Annotated in this window: 21 protein-coding genes; 12 read left to right on the top strand and 9 right to left on the bottom strand. The window is 72.2% G+C overall.

The genetic code is table 11. The features are described from left to right. The first annotated feature begins 117 nt into the window (after positions 1–117). Positions 118–657 carry an HdeD family acid-resistance protein gene (locus ACQPXD_RS38285; protein ID WP_432826840.1) on the top strand — a complete coding sequence of 180 codons (540 nt, stop codon included), beginning with the start codon at positions 118–120 and terminating at the stop codon, positions 655–657. A gap of 79 nt (positions 658–736) precedes the next feature. Here ACQPXD_RS38285 and ACQPXD_RS38280 read toward each other — a convergent pair whose 3' ends face one another. The 3 genes from ACQPXD_RS38280 to ACQPXD_RS38270 all read right to left on the bottom strand — a co-directional run bounded on the left by ACQPXD_RS38280 (position 737) and on the right by ACQPXD_RS38270 (position 4,640). Then, positions 737–1,624, bottom strand: a complete 888-nt coding sequence (locus tag ACQPXD_RS38280; protein WP_432844114.1) for a pentapeptide repeat-containing protein — start codon at positions 1,622–1,624, stop codon at positions 737–739. 74 nt (positions 1,625–1,698) lie between these two features. Next, a complete protein-coding gene (locus ACQPXD_RS38275; RefSeq protein WP_432826838.1) occupies positions 1,699–3,705 on the bottom strand; it encodes an ABC transporter substrate-binding protein in 2,007 nt (668 codons plus the stop codon). An 86-nt stretch (positions 3,706–3,791) separates the two neighbouring features. Beyond that, entirely contained in the window at positions 3,792–4,640 is an 849-nt protein-coding gene (locus tag ACQPXD_RS38270; protein WP_432826836.1) for a helix-turn-helix domain-containing protein, read from the bottom strand. 44 nt (positions 4,641–4,684) lie between these two features. On the opposite strand from ACQPXD_RS38270, the gene ACQPXD_RS38265 reads away from it, so the two are divergent. The 3 genes from ACQPXD_RS38265 to ACQPXD_RS38255 all read left to right on the top strand — a co-directional run bounded on the left by ACQPXD_RS38265 (position 4,685) and on the right by ACQPXD_RS38255 (position 9,043). Next, positions 4,685–5,716 carry an MBL fold metallo-hydrolase gene (locus ACQPXD_RS38265; protein WP_432826834.1) on the top strand — a complete coding sequence of 344 codons (1,032 nt, stop codon included), beginning with the start codon at positions 4,685–4,687 and terminating at the stop codon, positions 5,714–5,716. After that, positions 5,713–7,431 carry a carboxylesterase family protein gene (locus tag ACQPXD_RS38260; RefSeq protein ID WP_432826832.1) on the top strand — a complete coding sequence of 573 codons (1,719 nt, stop codon included), beginning with the start codon at positions 5,713–5,715 and terminating at the stop codon, positions 7,429–7,431. The genes ACQPXD_RS38265 and ACQPXD_RS38260 overlap by 4 nt, the downstream gene beginning before the upstream one ends. Positions 7,432–8,152: 721 nt before the next feature. Beyond that, complete coding sequence (locus ACQPXD_RS38255; RefSeq protein ID WP_432826830.1) at positions 8,153–9,043, top strand: helix-turn-helix domain-containing protein; 891 nt, start codon at positions 8,153–8,155, stop codon at positions 9,041–9,043. Here the strand turns inward: ACQPXD_RS38255 and ACQPXD_RS38250 are convergent. Then, positions 9,025–9,462, bottom strand: coding sequence for an SRPBCC family protein (locus ACQPXD_RS38250; RefSeq protein ID WP_432826828.1), 438 nt, complete (start codon positions 9,460–9,462; stop codon positions 9,025–9,027). The genes ACQPXD_RS38255 and ACQPXD_RS38250 overlap by 19 nt on opposite strands. A gap of 290 nt (positions 9,463–9,752) precedes the next feature. Next, positions 9,753–10,508, bottom strand: coding sequence for a macro domain-containing protein (locus tag ACQPXD_RS38245; protein WP_432826826.1), 756 nt, complete (start codon positions 10,506–10,508; stop codon positions 9,753–9,755). Here ACQPXD_RS38245 and ACQPXD_RS38240 point away from each other — a divergent pair. Continuing rightward, on the top strand, positions 10,464–10,589 hold the full coding sequence (locus ACQPXD_RS38240; protein ID WP_432844368.1) for a hypothetical protein: 126 nt from the start codon (positions 10,464–10,466) through the stop codon (positions 10,587–10,589). The genes ACQPXD_RS38245 and ACQPXD_RS38240 overlap by 45 nt on opposite strands. 97 nt (positions 10,590–10,686) lie before the next feature. On the opposite strand, the gene ACQPXD_RS38235 is transcribed toward ACQPXD_RS38240, so the two are convergent. Next, positions 10,687–12,756 (bottom strand): 2Fe-2S iron-sulfur cluster-binding protein, encoded by a 2,070-nt coding sequence (locus ACQPXD_RS38235; RefSeq protein ID WP_432826824.1) that lies wholly within the window; start codon positions 12,754–12,756, stop codon positions 10,687–10,689. Positions 12,757–12,823: 67 nt separating this feature from the next. Between ACQPXD_RS38235 and ACQPXD_RS38230 the strand changes: the two genes are divergently transcribed. The 4 genes from ACQPXD_RS38230 (at position 12,824) to ACQPXD_RS38215 (ending at position 15,709) form a co-directional block, all read left to right on the top strand. Further along, positions 12,824–13,453: a TetR/AcrR family transcriptional regulator gene (locus tag ACQPXD_RS38230; protein ID WP_432826822.1), complete on the top strand. Its 630-nt coding sequence runs from the start codon at positions 12,824–12,826 to the stop codon at positions 13,451–13,453. Further along, positions 13,440–14,033 (top strand): TetR/AcrR family transcriptional regulator, encoded by a 594-nt coding sequence (locus tag ACQPXD_RS38225; protein ID WP_432844112.1) that lies wholly within the window; start codon positions 13,440–13,442, stop codon positions 14,031–14,033. Before ACQPXD_RS38230 ends, ACQPXD_RS38225 begins: the two co-directional genes overlap by 14 nt. 139 nt (positions 14,034–14,172) lie before the next feature. Next, positions 14,173–15,015: an LLM class flavin-dependent oxidoreductase gene (locus ACQPXD_RS38220; protein ID WP_432826820.1), complete on the top strand. Its 843-nt coding sequence runs from the start codon at positions 14,173–14,175 to the stop codon at positions 15,013–15,015. 370 nt (positions 15,016–15,385) lie between these two features. Beyond that, positions 15,386–15,709, top strand: coding sequence for an STAS domain-containing protein (locus ACQPXD_RS38215; RefSeq protein ID WP_432826818.1), 324 nt, complete (start codon positions 15,386–15,388; stop codon positions 15,707–15,709). A gap of 100 nt (positions 15,710–15,809) precedes the next feature. On the opposite strand, the gene ACQPXD_RS38210 is transcribed toward ACQPXD_RS38215, so the two are convergent. After that, the gene (locus tag ACQPXD_RS38210; RefSeq protein ID WP_432826816.1) at positions 15,810–16,409 is read right to left on the bottom strand and encodes a hypothetical protein; all 600 of its coding nucleotides are present in this window, start codon (positions 16,407–16,409) and stop codon (positions 15,810–15,812) included. Positions 16,410–16,465: 56 nt separating this feature from the next. On the opposite strand from ACQPXD_RS38210, the gene ACQPXD_RS38205 reads away from it, so the two are divergent. The 3 genes from ACQPXD_RS38205 (at position 16,466) to ACQPXD_RS38195 (ending at position 18,902) form a co-directional block, all read left to right on the top strand. Then, positions 16,466–17,722 carry an MFS transporter gene (locus tag ACQPXD_RS38205; protein WP_432826814.1) on the top strand — a complete coding sequence of 419 codons (1,257 nt, stop codon included), beginning with the start codon at positions 16,466–16,468 and terminating at the stop codon, positions 17,720–17,722. Between the two features lie 102 nt (positions 17,723–17,824). Next, on the top strand, positions 17,825–17,986 hold the full coding sequence (locus tag ACQPXD_RS38200) for a hypothetical protein (RefSeq protein ID WP_432826812.1): 162 nt from the start codon (positions 17,825–17,827) through the stop codon (positions 17,984–17,986). A 25-nt stretch (positions 17,987–18,011) separates the two neighbouring features. Next, positions 18,012–18,902 (top strand): DUF4231 domain-containing protein, encoded by an 891-nt coding sequence (locus ACQPXD_RS38195; protein WP_432826810.1) that lies wholly within the window; start codon positions 18,012–18,014, stop codon positions 18,900–18,902. A gap of 20 nt (positions 18,903–18,922) precedes the next feature. Here ACQPXD_RS38195 and ACQPXD_RS38190 read toward each other — a convergent pair whose 3' ends face one another. Together ACQPXD_RS38190 and ACQPXD_RS38185 are read right to left on the bottom strand one after the other, a co-directional pair. Continuing rightward, positions 18,923–21,970, bottom strand: coding sequence for an MGH1-like glycoside hydrolase domain-containing protein (locus ACQPXD_RS38190; RefSeq protein ID WP_432826808.1), 3,048 nt, complete (start codon positions 21,968–21,970; stop codon positions 18,923–18,925). Positions 21,971–22,744: 774 nt separating this feature from the next. Continuing rightward, positions 22,745–23,590, bottom strand: coding sequence for a helix-turn-helix transcriptional regulator (locus ACQPXD_RS38185; RefSeq protein WP_432826806.1), 846 nt, complete (start codon positions 23,588–23,590; stop codon positions 22,745–22,747). Positions 23,591–23,643: the final 53 nt, after the last annotated feature.

Raw genomic sequence — 23,643 nt, 5'->3', positions numbered from 1 at the left:
CGTTGTACCCCGGGACAATCCGGCGCCGCCGATCGTGTGGCCCCGCCCAATGACGCTCGCCGCCGCGACCGCAACCCTCTATGGGCAACGCATCGAGAAACCTGGAGGCACCTCGTGTTGTCCCTGCGCACAGCGCTCATCCTGCGCGGCATCCTGGCCCTCGCCGTGGGGGTGATCGCCCTCGTGTGGCCCGGCATCACCGTGGGCGCGTTCGTCATCCTGTTCGCCGTCTACGCGTTCCTGGCCGGCGCCATGGAGGCCGGGCAGGCGTTCCGCGCGCGGGGCGGGTGGAGCGTGGCCGGCCGGATCGTCCTCGCCGTCGTCGACATCGCCGCGGGCGTGACCGCCCTGGCCTGGCCCGGCATCACGGTGCTGGTGCTCGTGTGGTGGATCGCGGTCTGGGCCGTCCTGTCCGGCGCCCTCGAGCTCGCGGCCGCCTTCGCCGACGGCCGCGCCGCCGGCGAGCGCGCGCTCTTCGGCCTCACGGGCCTCATCTCCATCGCCCTCGGCGTCGCGCTCGCCATCCGCCCGGACATCGCGGCGGTCACGCTGGCCCAGGTGTACGGCCTGTTCAGCATCGTCTCGGGCATCGCCGCCCTGGTCCTCGCCGCCAACGTCGCCCGCCTCCGCGCCGCCTTCGCCCCACCGGCACCCTGACCACCCACGTCAGGCGCCGGCAGCGCTCGGGGTCCTCGGTGAGCCCGGCGGCCAGACCTGGCGCGCCGGGCCGGGCCGGTCAGGACAGGGCTTCGAAGCCGGTCGGGGCGGACGAGCCGAACGGTGTCGGGTCCGGCGGGGCGGGTCGCGACGCCAGCCACCGGACCAGGCCGCCGATCAGCACCAGGGCGGCGCCGACCAGCAAGGGGTACCACCAAACCACCAGCAGCAGCGGGAACAGCATCCCGACGGTGACCCGCAGGAAAGCTCCGGCGCCGAAGAATATCGCCGCCGGCAAGAGCGTGCCGAGCAGCGTCGCCGGGCGCGTGCCCCGGCGGCGCAGCGCGGCGACGACGGCCCGCACGAGCAGCACCAGGCCGGCCACCACCACGAGCAGGCCGAGCTGGAAGTTGCGGAGATCGGTGATGTCCACCCGGGCGCCGGAGGCGTCGGCCTGCGTCGAGTCGGTCCACCAGATCTGCGCCGAGCGCAGGTCGGCGTCGACGAACTCGGCCTGCACCACCGAGGCGCTGAGCAGATCCGCGCCGCGCAGGTCGGCCCGGGTCAGGTCGGCCTGGTCGAGCGTGGCGTGGGCGAACCGGGCGCCGCGGGCGTCCGCGCCGTCCAGGTGGGCCTGCGCGAGTTCGGCGCTCTCGAAGTTCGCGTCGCGCAGGTCGGCGCCGCGGAAGTCGGCCTGGCCGAGCCGCGCGTGCCGGAAGGAGGCGCCGTGCGCGTCGGCCCCGTCGAAGGTGACCTGCACCAGGTCGAGGTCGTCGAACACCGCGCCGTGCAGGTCGGCGCAGGTCAGGTCGGGCAGCTTGTCGCCTTCGGCGATTCGCTGACCGGCCAGGTTGGCCCGGGTCTCGGGGCACTTCACCCCGTCCTCGGGCGCCGCCGCGGCCGGCCCAACGGCCGGCAGCACGACGGCGAACAGTACGACCGCAAGGGCGGCAACGCGACGCAGCATCGGCACAGCCACGATGGTGCCCGGCCGGGCCGCCGCGGTCAGCCGTCCGTCCGCAAATCGACACCGGCCGTGTGTCAGACGATCGCGGTCTTGGCGACGAAGTACCCGTCGGAGCCGGTCTGGTACGCCCACACGTTCAGGGCCGGAACCGCCAGGCCGCCGCCCGGCCCGAACTTGATGTGCCGGCCGAGCCCGTCGCCGTCCCAGGCGTCGACGAACTGCAGCATCGCCGGCCGGGTCGTCTTCCCGGCGCGCAGGCCGGCCAGGATGATCCGCGCGGCGTCGTAGGTCTCGGGCGCGTAGAACTGCGGCGACTCGCCGAAGCGGGCGTTGAACTGCGTGCGGAACGCGTCGATGCCCTCGTTGACCGGCACGCAGGGGCAGGTGGCGTAGGTCCCGTGGCCCGCGTCGCCGGACGTCTTGCGGAACGACTCGGTGATGATCCGATCCCCGCTCACCACCGGGATCTTCGGCAGCACCGCGCGCAGCCGCTGCACGAACGGCGCGACGTCGTCGGCGTACCCGCCGAAGTACACCGCGTCGGCGCCGCTGCCCTTGACCTGGTTCACCAGCGGCGACCAGTCGGCGGTGTCCTCGGTGACGGCCGCGTGACCGGCCACGGCGGCGCCGCCGAGGGTCGCGGCGATGCGGGCCGAGACGTCCACGCCGAAGTCGGTGTCGTCGCCGATGACGAAGACGCGCCGGGCCTTGAGGGTGTCGCGCAGGTAGCGCGCGGCGGCGTCGGCCTGGTCGTCGTCGCTGGGCAGGGTCCGGTGGAAGACCTTCCAGCCCTTGGTGGTCAGGACCGAGTCGCTGGCCGACGGGCTGATGACGGCGAGCCCGGCCGATTCGAAGACCGGGACCGCCTTCGTGGCCTCGCTGCCGTAGGTGGGGCCGACGACGCCGAGGATGGACGGGTCCCCGGCGATCAGCGACGCCGACTTGGCCACGTCGCCGGTGACGGCGGTGTCGTACTGCTGCAGCCGCACCTGGCACCCGTCGGCGTGCGCGGCGTTGTCCTGCGCCACGGCCAGCTCGACGGCGTCGAGCTCGCCCGGGCCGTCGCCGGCGCCGTCGCCGGTCAGCTCGGCCATGAAGGCGAGCGTCTGCGGGCACTCGTTCGCATCCTGGGTGGCGGTGGCGCTCGGGCTGCCGCCGTGCGGGAGGAAGTCCTGGGCCAGGCAGGTGACGGCGGCGACGAGGACCACGGCCAGGGCGACGAGGTCCCACCGGGCCCGGCCCGGCTTGGCCGGCACCGCGGGCCGCTCCGGCTCGTCCTCGGTCCGGTCTGGTTTGGCCTCCTCCGCCGCCGCGGGTTGCCGCCCGCCACCGTGGTGCTTTTCGGCCCGATTTTTCCGATTTTTCGGTACATCCGGGGAATCGGCCGAGTCTGGGCGGCCGAGCACGGAATCGGACAGGCCACGGGCCTCGGCCAGGCCGGCCCGCATGCCCTCCAGGTCACCGGTCAGCTCGGACAGCCGGGCCTCGGTGTCGCTCGCCCCGGCCGAGTCGTGCATGACGATCAGCTCGGTGACCCGCACGCCGAGCCCCTCGAGGTCGAACACCGCCGCCTCGATGCGGGCCAGCAGCGTGCGCCGGGTGGTGTCCATCCGGTCGGCCACCGCCAGCTGCTGCTCCAGCGCGTGCACCGACCGGTCCAGCTCGGCCCGCAGCGCCGCGTCGCCGGCCTCGTCGCGCTGGTGCCGGGCCGTGCCGAGGTCGCGCCGCAGCCGCTCGACCGGGATCTCGTGCAGCGAGCGCTCCAGCGCCTTGACCTGCTCGGCGAAGCGGCGCAGGTCGGCCAGCACCTCGGCGGCGTGGTCGTCGACGTCGCCGATCTGCGCGCGCAGCACCGGGTCGCTCGGCGAGTCGGTCTGCTCGCGCAGCCGCGCCACCGCCGTCTCGGCCCGCTTGACCAGCCGGTCGGCGGAGGCCGCCTCCGCCTTGGGCGGCGTCGCCGGCCGTTTGGCGTGCGGCGCGGTCGCCCGCCGGAACCGCGCGACGGCAACGAGGCGCCACAGCGCGTACCCGCCGGCGATGGCGATTGCCACGGCCAGCCCAATCTCCCACGGACCGATCATGATCGCTCCACCAGTCGTCTTCGGCGGACCACGACGATACCGCCGCCGCGCCAGCCGCTCGACGGAGCCTCGGTATATGCGGTTCCTCAGGCCGCCAGTTGCGCCAGCAAGAGGAGCGCGGCCTCGGACGGCGAGTCGGGTTCGGTGGTGGCCACGGCGAGAAATTGGTCGGGTGCGGCGGTGGCGGTGAGGGATTGCTGGGTGATGGTGAGCCCGCCGACCAGGGGGTGGTGCAGCTCGTAGGTCGCGGTGTCGCAGGCGTGGACCCGGTGGTCGGCCCAGAGCGTCGCGAAGTCCTGGCTCTGCATGGCGAGCTCGCCGATCAGCGCGGCCAGGAGGGGGTCGCAGGGGTAGCGGCCGGCCATGAGCCGAAGGTGCTCGACCACGGACTTGGCCTTGCTCTGCCAGTCGGCGTACAGGCTGCGGGTGTGGGCGTCGGTGAAGATGAGCCGGGCGATGTTGGGCCGTTGCTGCGGTCGCTCGGGTGCGTCGATGGTGACGTGCCCGGCGAACAGGGCATGCCCCATCGTGTTCCAGGCCAGGATGTCGCAGCGGCGGCCGGTCAGCACGGCCGGCACCCCGCCCATGGCCCGCAGCAGGGAGCGCATGGAGGCGGTGGGGTGTTCGGCTTCGGCCGTGACGTCCGGTTCGCGCGTTTTGGCCACCGCGAGGTCCCGCAGGTACATGCGCTCGTGCTCGTCCAGGCGCAGGGCCCGGGCCAGCGCATCGAGAACCTCGACGGAGGCGTTGAGGGACTGGCCCTGTTCCAGGCGTGTGTAGTACGAGGCGCTCACGCCGGCCAGCTGGGCCAGTTCCTCCCGCCGGAGGCCGGGCACCCGGCGTCGCTCGTCGTAGGTCGGCAGCCCGACGTCTTCCGGGCGCAGGCGGGAGCGGCGCGACTGCAGAAATTCGCCCAGTTCGGTGTGGAGCGCCATGAGTGCAGTATGCCTGCCCTTTCGCGCCCCGGCCGTGGCCGTGGGTGATCACGGCGTGGTCTGGTTGCCGGCGTCGAACCCGGCTGAGTATCGGCGCTGTCCGGGTATACAGAAGGGATGGAACGTTCGTGATTGAACAGCGCAGTGCGCACACGATCCGGCTCGGGGACGTCGACGTCAGCCGGGTGGTTGAGTGGGAGGGGCCGATCGCGCCGCCGACGGCGATTCTGCCGGATGCGCCGCACGAGGTGTGGGAGCGCAACCAGGCGCTGCTTGCCCCGCATTTCTGGGACCCGGAGACGGACATGTACCGGGCCGCGATGAATACCTGGGTGCTGCGCAGTGCCGGCCGCACGATCCTGGTGGATACGGGCATCGGCAACGACAAGTATCGGCCGTACTTTCCGGTCCTCAGCTATCTGAAGACCGACTTTCTCGGCCACCTGGCCGCGCTCGGCGTTGCGGTCGAGGACGTCGACCTCGTCATCAACACGCACGTGCATGCCGATCACGTCGGGTGGAACACCACGTTGGTGGACGGCGCGTGGGTGCCGACGTTCCCCAACGCGCGGTACCTGATCAACGCGGCGGACGTGGAGTACTGGAATCCACTCAACGGCCACCCGAAATCGGCGGTGGTCGGCGGGCTCACCGCCGAGTTCGGCAACCAGAACATGTACGAGGACAGCGTCGCGCCCGTCATACAGGCCGGGCAGGCGACGCTGTGGGAGAACGAATACGTCATCGACGAGAACCTGCGTCTCCGGGTGGAGCCGGGGCACACACCGGGCTCGTCGGTGCTCACCCTGACCTCGGGCTCCGATCGGGCCGTGTTCGTCGGCGACATGCTGCACACACCCACGCAAATCATCGAGCCGCAGCAGCATTCGTGCTTCGACGAAGATCGGAGCGAGGCGAGCGCGACCCGCCGGCGGGTGCTGTCCTGGGCCGCGGACAATGCCGCTCTCGTGCTGCCGGCGCATTTCCCGGGCGCCGGTGCGGCGGAGATCGTGCGGGAGGGGGAGCGGTTCGCCGTCAAGAACTGGGCGCCGTTCACGCCGGCGAGCGCCCGATGAGCGGGCCGGAGCCGCTGGTCGAGACCGCGCACGGCCCGGTCCGCGGCAGCCGGGCCGGGGATGTCGCGGTGTTTCGTCGCGTACCGTACGCCGCCACACCCGCAGGTGCCGCGAGGTTCGCCGCGCCGATCCCACCGGTACCGTGGCGGGAGGTCCGTGACGCGTCCGGTGAGACCGTCTCCATGGCGCCGGCGCCGGCCCGCGACCGCATCGGTGACCTGGACATGACGGCGATCAGCGGTGCACCCTGGTCGCCCGAGGCTCCCGGCGACTACCTCACCGTGAACGTCTGGGCGCCGATGACGCCCGCCGTCGAACGTCAACCGGTCGTGGTGTTCGTGCACGGCGGGGGCTTCATCGGCGGTGCCGGTTCCGCGCCCGCGTACAACGGCGCCGCCCTGGCCCGCCACGGTCTGGTCGTCGTCACGGTGAACTACCGGCTGGGAGCGGCGGGCTGGCTGCACCTCGACGGGGCTCCCGACAACCGGGGCCTGCTCGACGTCCTGGCCGCCCTGCGCTGGGTGCAGGACAACATCGGCGCGTTCGGCGGGGACCCGGACCGGGTGACCGTGATGGGCCAGTCCGCGGGCGCCACGATCGTCGCCGCCCTGCTGGCCATGCCGGCCGCGACCGGACTGTTCCGGCGGGCGATCAGCCAGAGCGGCAACGCGCTGGGCGCTTTCACCCGAGCGCAGGCCGCACGCGTCACCGTGGCTCTCGCCGCCGTCGCGGGCGTCCCCGCCACGGCCGACGGCTTCGCCGCCCTCAGCGACGCCGACCTGGTCAGGTATACCGGCGAACTGCGGGGACTGGACCTCACCATCGACGCGGTCGCCGACCCCATGCTCGGCCTCAGCCCGTTCAGCCTCGTGCTCGACGAGGCGACCGTCGCCGCCCAGCCGGCCACGCCGGTCACCGGCGCGGTGGACCTCCTCATCGGCACCAACACCGACGAGGCCAACCTGTACCTGGTGCCGACCGCCGGCGCCGGCGATGCCGCGACGATGTCGGCGCTGCTGTTCGGCGCCGGCACCGAGGCCCTCGCGGAGGCTCACTCGGCCGCCGGGGGCAGGACGTTCCGCTACGAGTTCGCCTGGCGCTCCGACGCGTTCGAGGGGGCCTTGGGCGCGGCCCACACGATGGAGCTGCCGTTCGTGTTCGGCACCGTAGGCCTGCCCTCACTGCACGGCCCGAGGTCACTGCTCGGCAGCACGTCCGACGCCGACCTGGTCAGCGCCGTCATCCAGCGCGCCTGGGCCGGATTCATCCGCGACGGCGACCCCGGATGGCCGCCGTCATCGCCCGGCACGCCGGTGGTGCAGCGCCTCGGCGCGAAACTGCCCATCAAACCCGGTAATTGGCCGGCTACCGGCTACCCGCTCTCACCTGCCGTCCGCAAGGGGAACGTTGTCGCGGTGTCCGGCCAGATCCCGGTCGACCCGGTGACCGGCCACCCGGTCGGCGCCACCGTCACCGATCAGCTGGAGCAGGTGTTCCGCAATATCACCGCGCTGCTGCATGCCGCCGGCGCCGTACCCGACGACATCGTCTCCATGCACGTCTATCTGCGCCGGCACGAGGACTTCGCGGAGATGAACGCCGCGTACGCGAGGCTGGCACCCAGCCCCCACCCGGCCCGGACCACGGTGTACATGTCCCTTCCCGGGGACCTCCTGGTCGAGGTCGACGCGATCGCGGTGCTCGACGATCGATGATGACAGACCCGGCGACGTCGCCGGCCCCGCCGCGAGCCGTGAGCGACCACGACGATCCGCGGGTGCTCGTGGTTCCCGTCTTCCATCGGCTGGCGGGGCGGGCTTCGGTCACGGTGGCCGACTTCGCCGAGGAACCGATGGTGGACTTCGTCATCCCCGGCGCTTCCGCGAAATGGCCGGCCTTCTGGTGGTCGGAGCGCCCGGAAGGTGGCCGGCTCCTCGGGCCTGGCAGCGGGAATTCTCCGCGGAGGGAGCGCCGAGCGCGACGGGTCGCCGCAGGCCGACGCGCACGATCGGCGGCACGAGCGGTGCGCCGCGAGGCGCTCTGTCTTGTCCCCAGCGCAGCTGGGAGGAGCTTGGAGGGAGGTTCCGCGCTTGATCGTGGGGTTGATGTCAGACGGCAGGCGGCTGACACCGCGGCCGTCGATGGCCGCTGGTAAGGCACAGCGTTTCCGTGATCATGATGCTCGTGGTGGCCGCGCGGCGGGTTTTTCATGATCCCGGAGAGTCGTGGTACACGGGGGTACATCAGCGCTCCGTGATGCCGAGCGGTACCGCGTCGTGTTCACCGGCGGCCAAGACAGCCGGTACCGGTTCGCCTCGGGCGAGCGAACCTTCAAATGCCGATCCGGCCGCGGGCATCAGGACTTCGACGTCAGTACCTGCTCCTAAATTTGAGCGGTACCGTCGCTGGACCCGATCATCTCCCTGAGGGAGCGACGTGTTCGACTCGGTGCACTTCGATCTGACGCCCTATGCCGGCTTCGACATGGACGCGTACGTCCGCAGGACGCACTGTAGCTGGTCGCACAACGGCTGGCAGTCGTTGCTGGTCCAACGCTTCGATCACGTCGCCGAGGTCGAGGCCATGGCGCTGCCGGCCGTCGCCGATGTGCACCTGATCCTGCCCGTCGCCGGGCGGGCGGTCATGGAGTCGAGCGACGGCGGGCGCTGGCATCGCCGGACGTGGGCGCCGGAACGGCTGGAGATGGCCGTTCCGCACCGGCCCGCCGTACGCCGCTACCGCGCCGAGCGCTCGATGAGCAGCGTGCAGGTGCACCTCCCGCACGGCACGGTCGACCGGGTCGCGACGCAGCTGGGATGCCGGGGACTGGACATGGAGGCGGTGGCCGCGTCCGTCGCCGTGGGCGACCCGCTCCTGACGGCCATGATGAGGGCGCTGAGCACGAGGGACGAGACCGACGAACTGTACGCGGAGTCCGCGGCGGAATTCATGGCCGTACATCTGCTCACCCGGCACGCCCGCACACCGGTGCCGCCGGATCGGGTCCTGCGGGACCGGCGTGTCCAGCGGGTCGTCGCCGTCATGCGCGACCGGCTCGCCGACCCGCTGACCCTCGCCGACCTCGCCGTCGAGGTGCACCTGAGCCCGTACCATCTGCTCCGCGTGTTCAAGGAGACGACCGGCGAGACGCCGCACCGGTTCCTGACCCGGCTGCGGATCACCGAGGCGCAGCGCCTCCTGCGCGACACGGATCTCGCGCTCGCCGACATCGCGGCACGGTGCGGCTTCGCCGGCCCTGGCTCGTTCTCGACCACGTTCCTCCGGCACGTCGGTGTGCGGCCGTCCGCCTACCGCGATGCCGGCTGAGCCGCGTAGCTCGCGAGGCCGTCCGCCATGCGTTGCATGAATCGGGTCAGGTACCACTCCCAGAGGCGGCCCGACAGCCGCAGTTTCGGTTCGAAGGCGGCCGACCAGACGATGTCCGTGCCGCCCGCGGGTGTGGATGCCAGCTCGACGGTGCCTCGATAGGTGCGGAACGGCCCGCCCAGGTTCTCGTAGCCGAATCGCCGGTCTTCGACGAGCTCCACGATGCGTTCCCGGGACACGTTCCGACCGGTACGGAAGATCCGGATGTCGCCTACCCGCTGCCGGTCACCGGGGTCACCCCCCTCGACGTCCGCGCCGTCGATCGGCGACCACGACGGCCAGGTCGAGGCCCTCAGAAGGATTGCGTAGACGGCGTCCGGACCAGCAGACGACCGTGACGTCACGCGATAGCTGAACACGGCTCGACGGTAGGGAACGCCGTGGCGCCCGGCCATGCCCGCGATTGCTGTCTTGCCGCTCCGAGCTTGCGTACGCTCCGTCTGCCGCGATCGGGACCGATCCGCGCGAGACGCCGTAGCGCTTTGCACAGGGCCGCGAGCTTCGTTCGTAACCTGGCCGTGGTGTGCGGGGAGAGCCGTCAGTTGCCGCGCGGATAGACCAGGAACACGTCGCCGCGGAAGTAGTCGGCTGCGGATCGGGCTTTGCATGCGTTGCCCGATCGGCGGAATCGTTCTGCGTGATTCCGCCATCACGGTCCTGGGCGTGTTCCCGACTTGGCCGTGCCGAGCCGGGCCAATTCGGACTTGATCGAGCGGATGTCGTCCTCCTTGGCGGTGATCTCCGCGAGCACGTCGACGAGAGCGTTCTCGACCTCGAGCGGTACCGCGGTCGGCCCGTATTTGGCCCGGCGCTCCTCGAGCTGATTGCGGTTTCCGATGAGGATGTTGTGCTGCGTGCGGAGACTCTGCAGACGTAGCTGCAGAACTGTCTCGCGGGCGCGGACGTCCTCCCAGTCCACGACCGTGGCCGAGCGGTGTGCCAGGTCGTCGGCCTCGCTGCTGGCGGGTTGGAGGATGCCGGCCACGTCCACCTTGCCCGGCAGGTCGGCCGTGGCGACGCCGGCGAGCGCGCTCTCGGCGTCGGCGATGCCCTCGCGCAGGCGTGCGGCGCGATCGCGTAGGGGCCCCGATCCGGTCCGGGCGAGCAGGCCTTCCAGCTCCTCGACCAGGGCGCGGAGCCGCCGGCTGTCGGTCCATTGGGTGGCCAGGGCGACCGCCCGCTCGTAGAACAGGTCAGGCTCGCTGGCCCCGTGCCAGCTGCGGGAGTACAGCACCACGGTGACCTGGCTGACGTACTGCGGCTGGCGGAACAGGAAATCGGCGGTCACCCGGGTCATCGTGTCCGCGGCCAGCTCGAACGGGAAGCTGGCCAAACCGGTGCCGAGCGCGGGGAAGGCGACATGACGCAACCGGAGGGCCTCGGCGAGGCTCAGGCATCGAAGCACGATCTGCCGCAGGCAGTCGGCATCGGCCCGGGTCTGCCGGTCCAGATCGATGGTGACCCCGCAGCCGGCTGGCGGTGGTGACCGTTTTCCGGCAGCTGCACGTATCAGCGGTTCATGCATTGACCGAACGGCCACCGTCATTCGGGGTTGGGTCGCGTTGGCCGCGGCCCCGCGACCGTTATCCTTCGTCGTCGGTGAGGGCCAGTGTGACCGGGGACTGCGGGCGGCCGACGCAGGTCAGGGTCCAGCCCTCGGCCCGCTGATGCGGGGTCAGGCAGTTCGGCTCGCTCGTGCGTACCTCGCCCGCGAGGAGCTTCACCAGGCATTCGCCGCAGTTGCCGACGGTGCAGGAGTACGGCATCGGCGCACCGGCTGCCAACCCCGCGTCGAGCAGCGTCGCGCCCGGCTCGACGACGGTGGTGGCGATGCGCTGGCCGTCCTGCTCGATGTTCAGCTCGTGCGGGCCGGTCGCGAAATCGGCACGGTCGTCGGCGGCGCTGGTGTAGCGCTCTTCGTGGATGCGCTCCGGCGGCACCCCGCGGGCGGTGATGGCGGCCCGAGCCGCTGCCAGCACCGGTTCGGGGCCGCAGAGGTAGTACCGCGCGGTAGCCGGCGGGGTCAGGCCGTCGAGCCAGCGCTCGACGGACTCGGCGTCGATCCGGCCCTGGTCGCCGGTCCAGCCCGGCGCCGGGCGGGTCAGCCGGTGCGTCACCGTGAGGCGGTCCGGGTGGCGGCGCCGCAACCGGTTCAGTTCCCTGGCGAAGAGGGTCGCGGACTCGCTGCGGTTGCCGTAGAGCAAAGCCAGGCGCGCGTGCCCGGGGCCGGACAGCGTGGTCCGGATGATGCTCATCATCGGCGTGATGCCGCTGCCCGCCGCGATCATCACCAGGTCGCCGTCGCCGGGCTCGAGGGCGAAGCGGCCGGACGGGCCGCGGACCTCCACACGGTCGCCCTTGCGGAGGCGGCGGTTGGCGTAGGCGGAGAACGCCCCGCCCGGCACGTGTTTGACGGTGACCTCGAGGGTCGTCGCGCCCGGGGTCGAGGACGCCGAGTACGCCCGGCGCACGACCTGACCGTCGACCTCGGCGACCAGCGTGAAGAACTGGCCGGAGCGGAAATGCACCGGATCGTCGCCGCGCAGCACGATGGTGACCGCGTCGGGGGTCTCGCGGCGGACCGCGGCGACCCGCATCCGGCGCGGGCCGCCGTCCGGGTGCCCGTCGTAGCCCTCCTTGGCCAGTTGGGTGCGGTACCCGACGTCGATGAGCCGGCGGGTCAGGCGCGGGAACGTCCCGGCCGCCCGCATCATCAGCCCGGTGGCGCCGCGCGTGTTGGCGGCCGCGTGCCGTGACGCCAGGGCGATGAGATCGGGTACGGCGGCGCGGTCGACGTGGGCCGCCGGGCTCCACAGCCGTGCCGACGCGACCGCGGCGCTGGTCACGACCTCGGCGTCGAGCACCCGGACGAGCAGGGCGGCGTGCGGCGGTACTCCCCGCAGCGCCATCGTGGCCAGCAGTTCGGGGTCGTCGGTGATGTCGGCGGTGCCGCGCACGTGCAGCACCTCGGGGTGGCCCGGCCGTAGCGCGGCCAGCGCGATCCGGTCGTCCTGCACCAGGTTGTGGAACGTGTCCGCGCGCTGGTTGCCGCGCCGGTCCGGGATGACGATCGTGTCGTCGCCGAGCAGCCGGGCGAAGCCGGGGGTGTCGCCGCGCGGGCTGGTGTCGGCGCCGCCGGTGGCGTCGCCGGTCGACAGGACCAGGAACGGCGAGGCGGTCAGGAACCCGCGCACGCCGTTCGCGCCGGTGGCGGCCGCGCGCGGGGGCTGCCACAGCCGGGAGCGCAGGATACAGCGGGCGCAGTGGACGTACACCTGCTGGATTTTGATCGTCAGACCGGTGCGATCGTGGGCGGTTGCCGTGCCGTTGAGCCGCAGCGTCTCGCCGACGCCGGGCAGCAGGAAGACGAGCCCGACGCCGGTGCCGTCGGGCGGGGGCGGGGCGTCGGCGGGCAGCGTGAACGAGATGCGGCGGGGGGAGTGGACGCGGGTGAAGGCGGGCGCACCGCCCACGAACGTCGCCCGCCGGTGACCGTCGCCGCCGAGGTACCCCAGGCCCGCGATCGGCGAGTGGGCGAGGATCGTCACGCAGCCCGCGTCGAGCCGGTCGAGCTGCTTCATCATGACCATGGCGGGCGGCTGCCCCACGATCGCCTCGACCTGCCCAGCCGTTATCAGGTTTCCCCTGTTCATGACATTATTGTGAGTTGTTGCTCAGATTGTTGGCTACTCGCTTTTGCCTACCCTGGGGAGGTTCGCCGTGCCGTCCGACAAGCACCGCCTCGAGCCGCGCCGCAGGCCCGCGCAGGTCCGTGCCGAGCTCACCCGGGGCCGGATTCTCGCCGCGGCTGCTCACATTTTCGCGGAGTACGGCTACGCCGCCGGCACCACGAATCGCATCGCCGAGCGGGCCCGGGTGTCGATCGGCTCGCTGTACCAGTACTTCCCGAACAAGGACGCGATCCTGCTGGAGCTGCTGCTGCAGCACATCGACGACGGGGACACCGGTGACCCGCTCGCGCTCGCCGGCCTCGAGGACACGGTGCGGGCGATCGTCCGCCGGGCGATCGACAACCACCGCGCCGACCCGCAGCTGCTGCGCATCATGATCGTGGAGGCCCCGCGTTCGCCGGACCTCGTGGAGAAGGTGCTGCGCTACGAGGAGGCGAGGGTCGCCCAGATCCGCGCTTTCCTCGCCCGCCACCCGCAGGTCAAGGTCGGCGACGTCGACGCGGCCGCCCGCCTGGTGGTGTCCACAGTGGAGCTGGTGACCCACAAGATGATGGCGACGCCGGAGGATCTGAGTCCGCAGCGCTACGAGAACGAGCTCGTCGCTATGCTGACCCGCTACCTGAGCGGAGGGGGCGGGGATGACGATGGCCGGCGGTGAGGCCGGGAGGGCTTCCGCGCGCAAGCGGGCCGACGCGCGGCGCAACGAGCAGATCCTGCTCGACGCGGCCGCCGCGACCTTCGTGGTGTCGGGCGTGGACGCGCCGGTGCGCGAGATCGCGGCCCGGGCCGGCGTCGGCGTGGGGACGATCTATCGGCATTTCCCGACCCGGGCGGACCTGATCGTGGCGGTGTACCGGCACCAGGTCGACGCCTGTGTCGAGGCCGGCCCGAAGCTGCTGGAGACCAGCGCCACGCCGTTCGCGGCCCTGTCGCGGTGGGTCGATCTCTTCGTCGACTTTCTCGTCACCAAGCACGGGCTCGCGGCGGTGTTGCACTCCGACAACGAGAGCTTCGGCGCGCTGCACGCCTACTTCGTCGACCGGCTGTTCCCGGTGTGTGACCGGCTGCTCGCCGCCGCGGCCGAGGCCGACGGGATTCGGCCGGACGTGCAGGCCCACGAGCTGATGCGCGGCATCGGCAACCTGTGCATCGGCGTCGACCACGACCTGCGGTACAACGCCCGCCGGATGGTCGACCTGCTCATCGCCGGCCTGCGCGCGCCCCTCCCGGCCGGATAGATCCGGAACATAGATCCGATTGCCATTCGATTCTGGATGAAATGGCTGCAGGCGCAATTCCAGGCCGGTGCTAAGCTCGGGCGGAGCAAGGTTCCGGTTGAGGGGAGCGCCCGTGACGGCACACACGCGATTCGGGATCATGACCGCCCCGTCCCAGGTGGGGTACGGCGACCTGCTGCGGGTGTGGCGGGAGGCGGACGCGATCCCGCAGATCGAGCACGCGTGGCTGTTTGATCACCTCATGCCGATCGGCGGCGATCCCGACGGGCCGACGTTCGAGGGGTGGACGCTGCTCGCCGCCCTGGCCGCGCGGACCGAGCGGCTGCGCCTCGGGCTGCTGGTGACCAGCAACCGCTTCCGGCCGCCGGCCGTGCTGGCCAAGATCGCCGCGACCGTCGACGCGATCTCCGGCGGGCGGCTCGAGTTCGGCATCGGTGCCGGCTCCCGGCCGGGCCTGGCGATGGCCAGGCGGGAGTACGAGGCGCACGGCCTGCCGTACCACGACGCGGACTACGCGGTCGGGAGCCTGGCCGAGGCGTGCACCATCATCCGGCGGCTGTGGACCGAGCCGGAGCCGTTCGACTTCGACGGCCGGTACCACCACCTCGTCGGCGCCTTCGGGAACCCGAAGCCCGTCCAGCGACCGCACCCGCCGATCGTCATCGGCGGACGCGCCGCCGCGACGCTCCGCGTCGTCGCCGAGCACGCCGACGTGTGGAACTTCCCCGGCGGCGACGTCGCCGACGCGGTGCGGCGCGGTGCCCTGCTGGACCGCTACTGCGCCGAGATCGGGCGGGACCCAGCCGCGATCACGCGCTCCATCGTCATTCCGGCGGCCCTGGACGATCCCGCGCACACGCGGGCCGCGATCGCGGCCGCCGTGGACGCCGGCTTCCGGCACGTCGTGCTCGGGCTGCCCGCGCCGTTTCCCGCGGGCATCGCGGAACGGGTGACCGACGAGCTGATCACCAAGTCCGCCTGAGCCCTACCCCGCTGCCAGCAAGCGCTGTGCTGCGAGGACGGCGTGCCGGGGCGGGCGAATGTCTCCGTGATCATGATGTCCGCGGTGGCCGCACCACGGGTTTGCCATGATCCCGGAGAGTTCCGGTACACGGGGGTACATCAGCACTCCGTGATCATGAAAAACCGTTGGTGTCGGTGCCAGTTACGCATGATCGCGGAGACTTCCGGTCGCTGTGCTGCGCGGCGGGGCAGCGCCCGGGGTGTGGGACGTGGCCGCCGGTCGTGGGGGGCCTTATTCCGGTCGTCCCCCAAACGCCCAGGAAGCTCACAGGGAACTCCCGGCGGGCGGGGCGTTCCGATCAGCTTGACGATCGTGGAACTATGCGCGGGTGGCGCTCTCGTTCGAGGTACAGCGCCGGGCCGGCGGGCAGGTGATCCTGCTGCTGCAGGGCGAGCTCGACCAGGATTCGGTGTCGATGTTCCATCAGGCGCTGGCGAGCGCGGTCGACGCGCTGCCGGCCGAGCTGTTGCTCGATCTCAGCATGGTCAGCGTGGCCACGGCCGGCGGGATGGGGGTGCTGCTGGCCGTGCGGCGGGCCGCGGACCAGCTGCGCTGCCGGCTGGCGGTGCGCGCGGCCAGCCCGGCGGTCCGCCGTGAGCTGCTGGCCCGCGGGCTCGCCGACGACCTGCGCCAGGGGCCGCCCGCGAGTTGAAATTTCTCTGAGTTGTAGGTCGTGGGTTCGGCCGGTGACCGCGACGCCCCTGGACTATCTGATCTGCGCGAGGTGGTGACGGACCACCGCGGCACGTCCGTCACGGTGAGTGGTAGCCGTGATCAGCCAGCCACTGCGCGAACTGCTCGGCGGTGCGCACACCGTCGTCGAGGACGGCGGTGTAGATCTGCGTGCCGCCGACGTGGTCCGGGTAGCTCGGGAGCCGATGCCACACGTCCTTGATCCGTAGCACCGCGCCGCGCTCGTCGGCGGTGATGGTCTCGCGCAGCGTCTCGTGCCACGCCGTGACGTTGGCGTGCGGGTCGTTGAGCCACAGCGTCAGGTCGATGCGCCACTCCCGATCGTTGCGGGCCACGGCGACGACCACGTGATAGCGGTCGTCCCGGGCCGTGCCGGTCGGAGAGCGCGGGCCGCGCTCGTCGCGGTATTCGAACCCGACGACCCCGGGCCGGTCGACGATCCGCCGGAGCAGCCGCAGCACGTCCTGAGGTGAGCACTCGGCGCCGACGTGCACCATGACGTCGAGGTCCGGCCAGCACATCAGGCCGGAGACATAACTGCCGGTCAGCAGCATCGGCCCGAAATCGGCGACGATCGCGGCGAGGTCGAGCCCGGCGAGGACCGCGGCCGCCTCGGCCTGCAGCGTTACCTGCCGTGCCCACAGCTCCTCGTCGTTCACGCCTGCAGCGTAATGGGCGTGCGGCCGGCCGGCGGCCGCCGTAGGCTGCTCTGCTCGTGGGCAGGTTCGTCGAGGTGGCGGTGCCGGCAAGGCTGGGTTCGGGCTTCCGGTGGCTGCTGGCGTCGTCCTGGACGAGCAATCTCGGCGACGGGATCGCGGTGGCGGCCGGGCCGCTGCTCGTGGCGTCGCTCACCGGCAACGCGTTCCTGGTGTCGCTGGCCGCGCTGCTGCGGTGGGCGCCCCCGCTGGTCTTCGGGCTCTCCGCGGGGGTGTTGTCGGACCGGCTCGACCGGCGGTGGATCGTGATGGTCGCGGACGGGTTCCGCGGCGTGCTGCTCGGCGCGCTCGTCCTGCTGATGGCCACCGATCGGCTCTCGGTGGCGGTCGCGCTGGCGGCGCTGGGGCTGCTGACGACGGCCGAGGTGTTCGCCGACAACGCCGGGGCGACGTTGACGCCCATGCTGGTGCGTCGCGACGATCTGGTGATCGCGAACGCCCGGCTCCAGGCCGGCTTCATCTCCCTCAACCAGCTCGTCGGCCCCCCGATCGGTGCGGTGCTGTTCGCGGCCGGGCGGGCGTGGCCGTTCGTCGCCGAGAGCGTCCTGGTCACGGCCGGGGTGCTGCTGGTGTCCCGGCTCGTCCTGCCGGCGCGCGACCGCGGCGCCGCCGACGCGGCCGTCGGCGTGCGCCGGGCGGTCGCCGAGGGACTGCGGTGGACCGTGCACCACGTCGCCGTCCGCACGCTGTCCCTGACCATCCTCATCTTCAACGTCACGTTCGGGGCGGCCTGGTCGGTCCTGGTGCTCTACGCCCAGCGGCGCCTCGGCCTGGACGCCACCGGCTTCGGCCTGCTCACCATGGTCGGCGCGGCCGGCGGCCTGCTCGGCACCGGGCTCTACGGCTGGCTCACCCGCCGGGTCAGCCTGGGCAACGTGATGCGGGCCGGCCTGATCATCGAGACCCTCACCCACTTGGCGCTCGCCGTGACCACGTCGGCGTGGGTCGCCTCGGCCATCATGTTCGTCTTCGGCGCCCACGCGTTCATCTGGGGGACCACCTCGCTCACCGTCCGCCAGCGGGCCGTCCCGGCGCACCTGCAGGGCCGGGTCGGCAGCGTCAATACGATCAGCACCTTCGGCGGCCTGGTCGTCGGCTCGCTGATCGGCGGCACCCTGGCGACCCGGGTCGGCGTCACGGCGCCCTTCTGGTTCGCCTTCGCCGGCTCGGCCGTGTTCGTCGTGCTGCTCTGGCGGGAGCTGACCCGCATCGCCCACGCCGAGGACCACCACGACGTGGCCCAGCCGGTGCCCTGACCTCCGCGCGCCGGTGCGTTCGCGCCGGGCAGCGGGCTCACCGGAACGGTTGGGCCGACCGTTTCCGCATCGGCACCCGTTCGGGTGGCGCCGCGACCGACCGTGCTGGAGGTGCTCACCAAAGGATCGGTGACATGGGCCAATGATCCGAACGGCCCGGACGCGCCGGCCCGGTACGGTGACGACTACCGGGCGATCCGGAAATACGCCACGGACATTCCGCGCCACCGTACACGGTCCAACGCCGTCTTCGCCGCCCTGTAGAAACTCTCCCGAAAGGCGGACCCCGTTGGAGCCCGAGCAGCAGGACAACCCGTTGATGACGCTCTGGGAACGGCAGAGCGTCTGGTCGCAGGCCGCCAACCAGGTCAAGCACGGCATCAACCGGGCCCGGTTCTGGGCGCTGCTGCTGGCGATCACCGGCGCGGTGCTGAGCACGGCCGCCGCGCAGTTCGGGCCGTTCAACGCGACCGTCGGGTGGGTGCTCGGCCTGCTGTCGGCGATCGTGCTGGCCCTGGCGCCGGCGGCCGGCCGCGGCGCGACGGCCACCGCCACGCGGGACTGGACGCGGCTGCGGTCGGTGTCCGAGGCCTACAAGACCGAGGTCTACACGTTTCTCGCCGGTGTCGCACCGTACCGCGGCGAAGACCGCCAGTCGGTGCTGCTCCACCGCTGCCAGAAGGTCGCCGACGAGGCGTCGGACCTCCTGCGGTACACCGGCGGCATCACGGGGCGGCGGCGCCAGCTGCCCGCCGTGCACGACGTCGCGAGCTTCATCGAGCTTCGGGTCAACGCTCAGATCGCCGGCTACTACCGGCCCAAGGCCGCGGAGTACCGGCGGAGGCTCTCCCGGCTGCGCGTGATCGAGGTCGGGCTCGCCGCCGCCGCCGCGCTCCTCGCCGCCGTGACCGGGTTCTTCCCGGCCGCGCACCTCGGCGCGTGGGTGGCCGTCGTGACGACCCTCGGCGTCGCCGTCGCGACGCACGTGGCGGCGCAGCGGTACGAGTACCAGCAGGTCGAGTTCACCCGCACCGCGGACCAGCTGGAGGACCTGCGGTCGCGGTACGCCATCGGCGAGTTCGACCCGGACACCTTCGTCGCCGCGGCCGAACAGGTCATCTCGATCCAGAACGACGCGTGGATGGTCAAGCTGGTCAGCGGGGAGGAGCCGGCGGCGTAGGCCCGCCGCCGGCCGCTCGTTCAGCGGGTCAGGACGGTGATCCGGTCGAGGGAGAGCGATCCGGCGTCGAGGCGCAGGCCGACGGCCGGGGCCCAGGAGGCCAGCGTGGCGGTGTCGACCGCGCGGCCGACCGGGGCGGTGTGGATCTGGCGCCATGAACCGGCGTGCTCGTACCACGTGGTGAGCTGTCCCCAGCGGACCACGACGGCGAACCGGTCGCCGGGCTGCCACTGCACCTGGGTGCAGCAGTCGCCGGTGGCGTCGCCGCGCCCGGCGCCGCCCACCTGGACGTCGACGCCCGAGGTCGCGAAGTGGTTGTTGTACCAGGCGAGCGCGTTGTCGCCGTTGCCCGCCGACTGGCCGATGAACAGGCTGTCCTCCGGCGCCGAACCGGCGAACTGCTTCGGCGCCACGATGATCGCGGTCCCGGCCGGGGAGCCGGTGACGGGCGCGGCGAGCACGCCGAACGCGCGGGCCGTGGAGTGGGCCGTGAGGGCGCCGTCGGCCACCGAGAAGGCGGGGGCCGGCTCGCCGCCGGCCGGGCGGTCGACGCGGTACTGGGCGGTGCGGTCGGTCGTGAAGTCGTCGTCCCAAGCGGTCGTCGGGAAGTCCGCCGGCGAGAACTGGTACTGGGCCGAGACGAGGGCGCTGCTCGTGCCGTCGCCACCCGCACCGGACTGGGCCAGGAGCCGGATCGGCTGGCTCGCGCTGAGGTCGGCGTCGCCCGGCACGCTGACCTTCCAGGTGGTCCTCAGCGGCCGACCCGGCGTGAGCCTCGCGGCGGTGGACGGGGTCACGGCGCGGGCCGTCCAGCCGCGGGGTACCTCCAGGGTCGCCTGGACCGCGGTCCGCGGCCGGTCGGCGGTGACCGTCGTCGTGACCGTGACGGTCCGGCCGGCGTCCACATCGAGCACGCCGCCGTCCAGGCCGGCGAAGCCGGCGGTCAGCGCCGGGTCGGGGCGGCGCCACAGCTGCAGGGCGGTGATGCCGACCGCGCCGCCGCCGTCGCGGGAGGCCACCACGCGGAGCCGGTCGGTGACGATCGGCGGGTCGATGACGACGCGGTTGATCGCCCTACCCACCGGTACCGCCGGATCTCGATGCTGCCCCGGCACGTCCTGCCACGTCCCGTCCAGGCCCTGCGCCTGCAGGGTGAAGGAGCTCGGCGTGCGGACGCCACCGTTGTCGTCGTAGAAGTCGATGCGGACGTCCGAAACCCGCGTCGCGGCGCCGAGGTCGACCTCCAGCCAGTCGCTGGCGTTGGGGGAGGCGTATGACGTCCAGCGGGTCGTGGGCACGTCGAGGTGGAAGTCCTGCCCGTCGATCGCGTTGACCGCGGCGTCGCCGGGCCACGTGTAGGAGGCCACCGCGGCCGGGTAGCCGGTCTTGGTCACGTTGGCCGCGTCGTCGACCAGCTCGGGCAGCGCCGCCCCGCCGGCCGGCCCGCCCGCCACCGGGACGGTCACGCCGGCGAGCGTGGCCCGCCGCAGCCGCAGCTTGCCGTCGACCCACACCCGCAGCCCGCTGCCCTGGCCATAGGCCGAGCCGTCACGGTCCCAGACGACGGAGAGGTTGTGGCCGTGGTACGCCAGGTTCTCCACCGCGAAGTGGCTCCAGTCCGCCGGCACCAGCGGGGAGATCCGCACCGAGTCATCGGGCTGCGGCCGGATGCCGAGCAGGCCGGACAGCACGATGTCGTTGAACGTGGAGTGGTTGTAGTCCTCGCTGTGGCCGCGCCCGTCGTAGATCCAGCGGTCCTCGTCCGGGTGGTGCGCCTCGGCGACGTAGGGCCGGCCGTTCTTGCGCTGGGTCAGCGCGTAGCCGCGCAGGACAGAGTAGAAGTCGTCGCGGTCGACGTAGGGCTGGGCCGGGTAGTCGATCAGCTCGTTGGCCAGCGCGGTCAGGGTCTGGCTGGTCGCGTAGGGCCAGCTCGGGCCGTCCCAGTGACAGCAGCCGTCCAGCGCCTGGTGCATGAACCACGGGCTGCGCCGCTCGGTGGTGGTGGGCCCGTAGGGCGCGGCGAAGCCCTGCGGGTCGGTGAGCTGCGCCCAGGCGGCCGCGTCCTGCGCCGGTGCCATGTGGAAGTACCAGGGGATGAAGCCGATCTCTTCCCGGTCGGCGACGGGCGCGAGCGACGGGTTGCCGTCCCGCATGACGTGCTTGTAGAACGACGAGGCCGGGTCCCACAGATACTTCTCGACGTTGGCCCGCAGCACCGTCGCCTCGCGGTCGTAGCGGGCCGCCGCCGCCGGCTCGCCGGCCTTGCGCAGCAGCAGCGCCAGCGCCCGGGCGTCGCCGTACTGGTATGCGTTGATGGTGGGCCGGTAGCCGTCGCCGCCGTGGTAGGGATCGCTGCTCTGGTACGAGCTCGCGGTGAGCTCCATCGCGTCCCACACCGGGGTCTGCCAGTAGAGCCCGGGCGAGGCGTCGAAATTGGTCGTCTTCCAGCCTTGGTACTGCCGCTGCAGCTCGGGCAGCCGGTCGACGAGGAACCGCCAGTCCCCGCTCACCTCGGCCCGGGCGACCGCCGCGTCGGCGGCCCAGAACGAATACTGGTGGGCCCAGTCGGTGGTGTTGTCGTTGAGGCCGTCGGTGGCGGGCTTGGCACCGGCGCCGGAGCCGCTCAGCCAGTAGTCCAGGTAGTCGTCGACGTAGCGCGGGTCGCGCAGCCAGCGGCCCTCGTAGATGTGGTGCGCGGCCGCCGCGTCGATGCCGCCGTACGGCGCGGAATACCCGACCGGGCCGAGGAACTCCGAGACGATCCAGCCGTCCTCGGGCCCGGTGTACTTCAGGGCCTCTTTGTAGGTCTGCCACCGGTAGTAGTAGGTGGCCTGGATGTCCTTGTCGGGCAGGTCGACGAAGGGGATGTTCGCTTCGTACCAGGCCGGCTCGGCGACCGGCCCGAGCAGGGCGGAGTGGTCGAGGATGTGGGTGGTCGGGCCGACCGCCGGATACACGGGAGGCGGCGCCGCCACACCGGCGACCGCGGGCGAGGGCGCCGACGCGCCACCGCCCAGCGCCGCGACGACCGCCACTGCTGCCACGAACCGCGACCGGACTAAGCCCATGGTGACTCCTTGAGGCAGGCCGCCTACGAACACTCGGGCGGAGCAGCCAAAGTCAAACAAGACTTAACAAGAGAAGTCAAGAACCATCGATAAACCAAACATCGACTGTTGGATAATGTTCGACCCCCTCTCGGGGCGCCCCATAGCAGCGCGATGGCCGCGGGCGTGCGGCGGCCGCGTGGTGCGGTCGGTGCGCGGTGCGCGGTGCGCGGTGCGCGGTGCGCGGTGCGCGGTGCGCGGTGCGCGGTGCGCGGTGCGCGGTGCGCGGTGCGCGGTGCGCGGTGGGGTGCGGCGCGGATGCGGTGCGGTGGCGCGGCGTGGTGCGGAGGCGGTGTCGCCACCGCCTGGTCGGCCGCCGTGCCTGCTGGCGATCGCGATGCTCGGCCTGCGCGTGCGAACGCCTGCGGCGGGCGCGATCCGCCATCGGGTCCGACACATCGAGCGCGGCGCGCCGCCGGTCGGCGGCGCGGCGACCGGAAGTCTCCGTGATCATGCACGGCACCACGGCCGACAGCGCACTTTTTCATGATCACGGAGTGGTGGTGTACACCCGCGTACCTTATGTCTCCGGGATCATGGCAAACCCGTGGTGCGCCGCGGTGAAGCTCATGATCACGGAGACATCTAGCCGCCTCGGCTTCGCAAAGTCGGATTTCGTCATTGTCGGCGGCCGCGACGCGGGCCGGGCCAGCCCGCGTCGTTACCCTGATGCCGTCGGCCGCTCGACGACGACCCCGTCCCCGGCCAGCTGGAACTGTTCTAGCCCCGGCCGGGTCAGGAGGGGACGTCGAAGCGCTGGAGGCCGACGACCGACAGCAGGCGCAGGGCGTCGTGGGCCGGGGTGCCCGGCTCGGCGGTGAGGAGCACCATGTGCTGGTCGCGGTCGGGCACCATCAGCATGTCGCAGGTGAGGTCGATCTGGCCGATCTCCGGGTGGTCGATCGTCTTGCGCAGGTGGCTTTCGCCGGGTACCTCGCGGGCCGGCCACAGCGCCGCGAACTCCTGGCTGTGCCGCAGCAGCTCCCGCACCAGGGCGCGGATCTCCGGGTCGTCGGGGTAGCGGGCGGCGGCGGTGCGCAGCCGGCCTGCGGCGTAGCGGCCGAAGTCCTCGGTGCTGGTCACGCCGTAGTGGCGCTGGGCCGGGTCGGGGTGGCGGAAGTACCGGCGGATGAGGTTGCGCTCGCGGCGGGGCACGGCCGAGAAGTCCTCGAACAACGCGGCCGCCAGGGGGTTCCAGGCCAGCACCTCGAACTTGGCGTCCAGGACCATGGCGGCGGTGTCGGGGAGGCGGTCGATGAGGGTGCGGATCGACTGCGGCACCTCCGAGGACGGGCCGGGCGGGGCGGGCGGCTCGCCGGCCAGCACGTGGAGGTGGGCGCTCTCGGCGTCGGTCAGCCGCAGCGCCCGGCCCAGCGCGGCGAGCACCGGCCGCGACGGGTTGGGGCCGCGGGCCTGCTCCAGGCGCGTGTAGTACTGCGTGGAGATGCTCGCCAGCTGGGCCACCTCCTCGCGGCGCAGGCCCGGCGTGCGCCTGGGCCCGGCCGCCGGCAGGCCCAGGTCGGCCGGGGTCAGCCGCTCGCGGTGGGTGCGCAGGAACGCCGCCAGCTCGTGTTTGTCCACCCGACCAGCATCGCGCGGGCCGGCGGGGCCAGCCAGGTATCGCCAGGGCCTGC

Source organism: Dactylosporangium sp. CA-092794 (genome assembly GCF_050948465.1).
Classification (GTDB): Bacteria; Actinomycetota; Actinomycetes; order Mycobacteriales; family Micromonosporaceae; genus Dactylosporangium.
The sequence above is the reverse complement of the archived record's forward strand: the minus strand, read 5'-3'. Positions and strand labels throughout refer to the sequence as shown.

Coding starts and splice junctions, on each gene's coding strand:
- ACQPXD_RS38220 (WP_432826820.1), top strand. CDS start 14,173: ATGACCGCCCCGTCCCAGGTGGGGTACGGCGACCTGCTGCGGGTGTGG.
- ACQPXD_RS38235 (WP_432826824.1), bottom strand. CDS start 12,756: ATGAACAGGGGAAACCTGATAACGGCTGGGCAGGTCGAGGCGATCGTG.
- ACQPXD_RS38270 (WP_432826836.1), bottom strand. CDS start 4,640: ATGGCGCTCCACACCGAACTGGGCGAATTTCTGCAGTCGCGCCGCTCC.
- ACQPXD_RS38225 (WP_432844112.1), top strand. CDS start 13,440: ATGGCCGGCGGTGAGGCCGGGAGGGCTTCCGCGCGCAAGCGGGCCGAC.
- ACQPXD_RS38280 (WP_432844114.1), bottom strand. CDS start 1,624: ATGCTGCGTCGCGTTGCCGCCCTTGCGGTCGTACTGTTCGCCGTCGTG.
- ACQPXD_RS38240 (WP_432844368.1), top strand. CDS start 10,464: ATGACGCAACCGGAGGGCCTCGGCGAGGCTCAGGCATCGAAGCACGAT.
- ACQPXD_RS38190 (WP_432826808.1), bottom strand. CDS start 21,970: ATGGGCTTAGTCCGGTCGCGGTTCGTGGCAGCAGTGGCGGTCGTCGCG.
- ACQPXD_RS38260 (WP_432826832.1), top strand. CDS start 5,713: ATGAGCGGGCCGGAGCCGCTGGTCGAGACCGCGCACGGCCCGGTCCGC.
- ACQPXD_RS38275 (WP_432826838.1), bottom strand. CDS start 3,705: ATGATCGGTCCGTGGGAGATTGGGCTGGCCGTGGCAATCGCCATCGCC.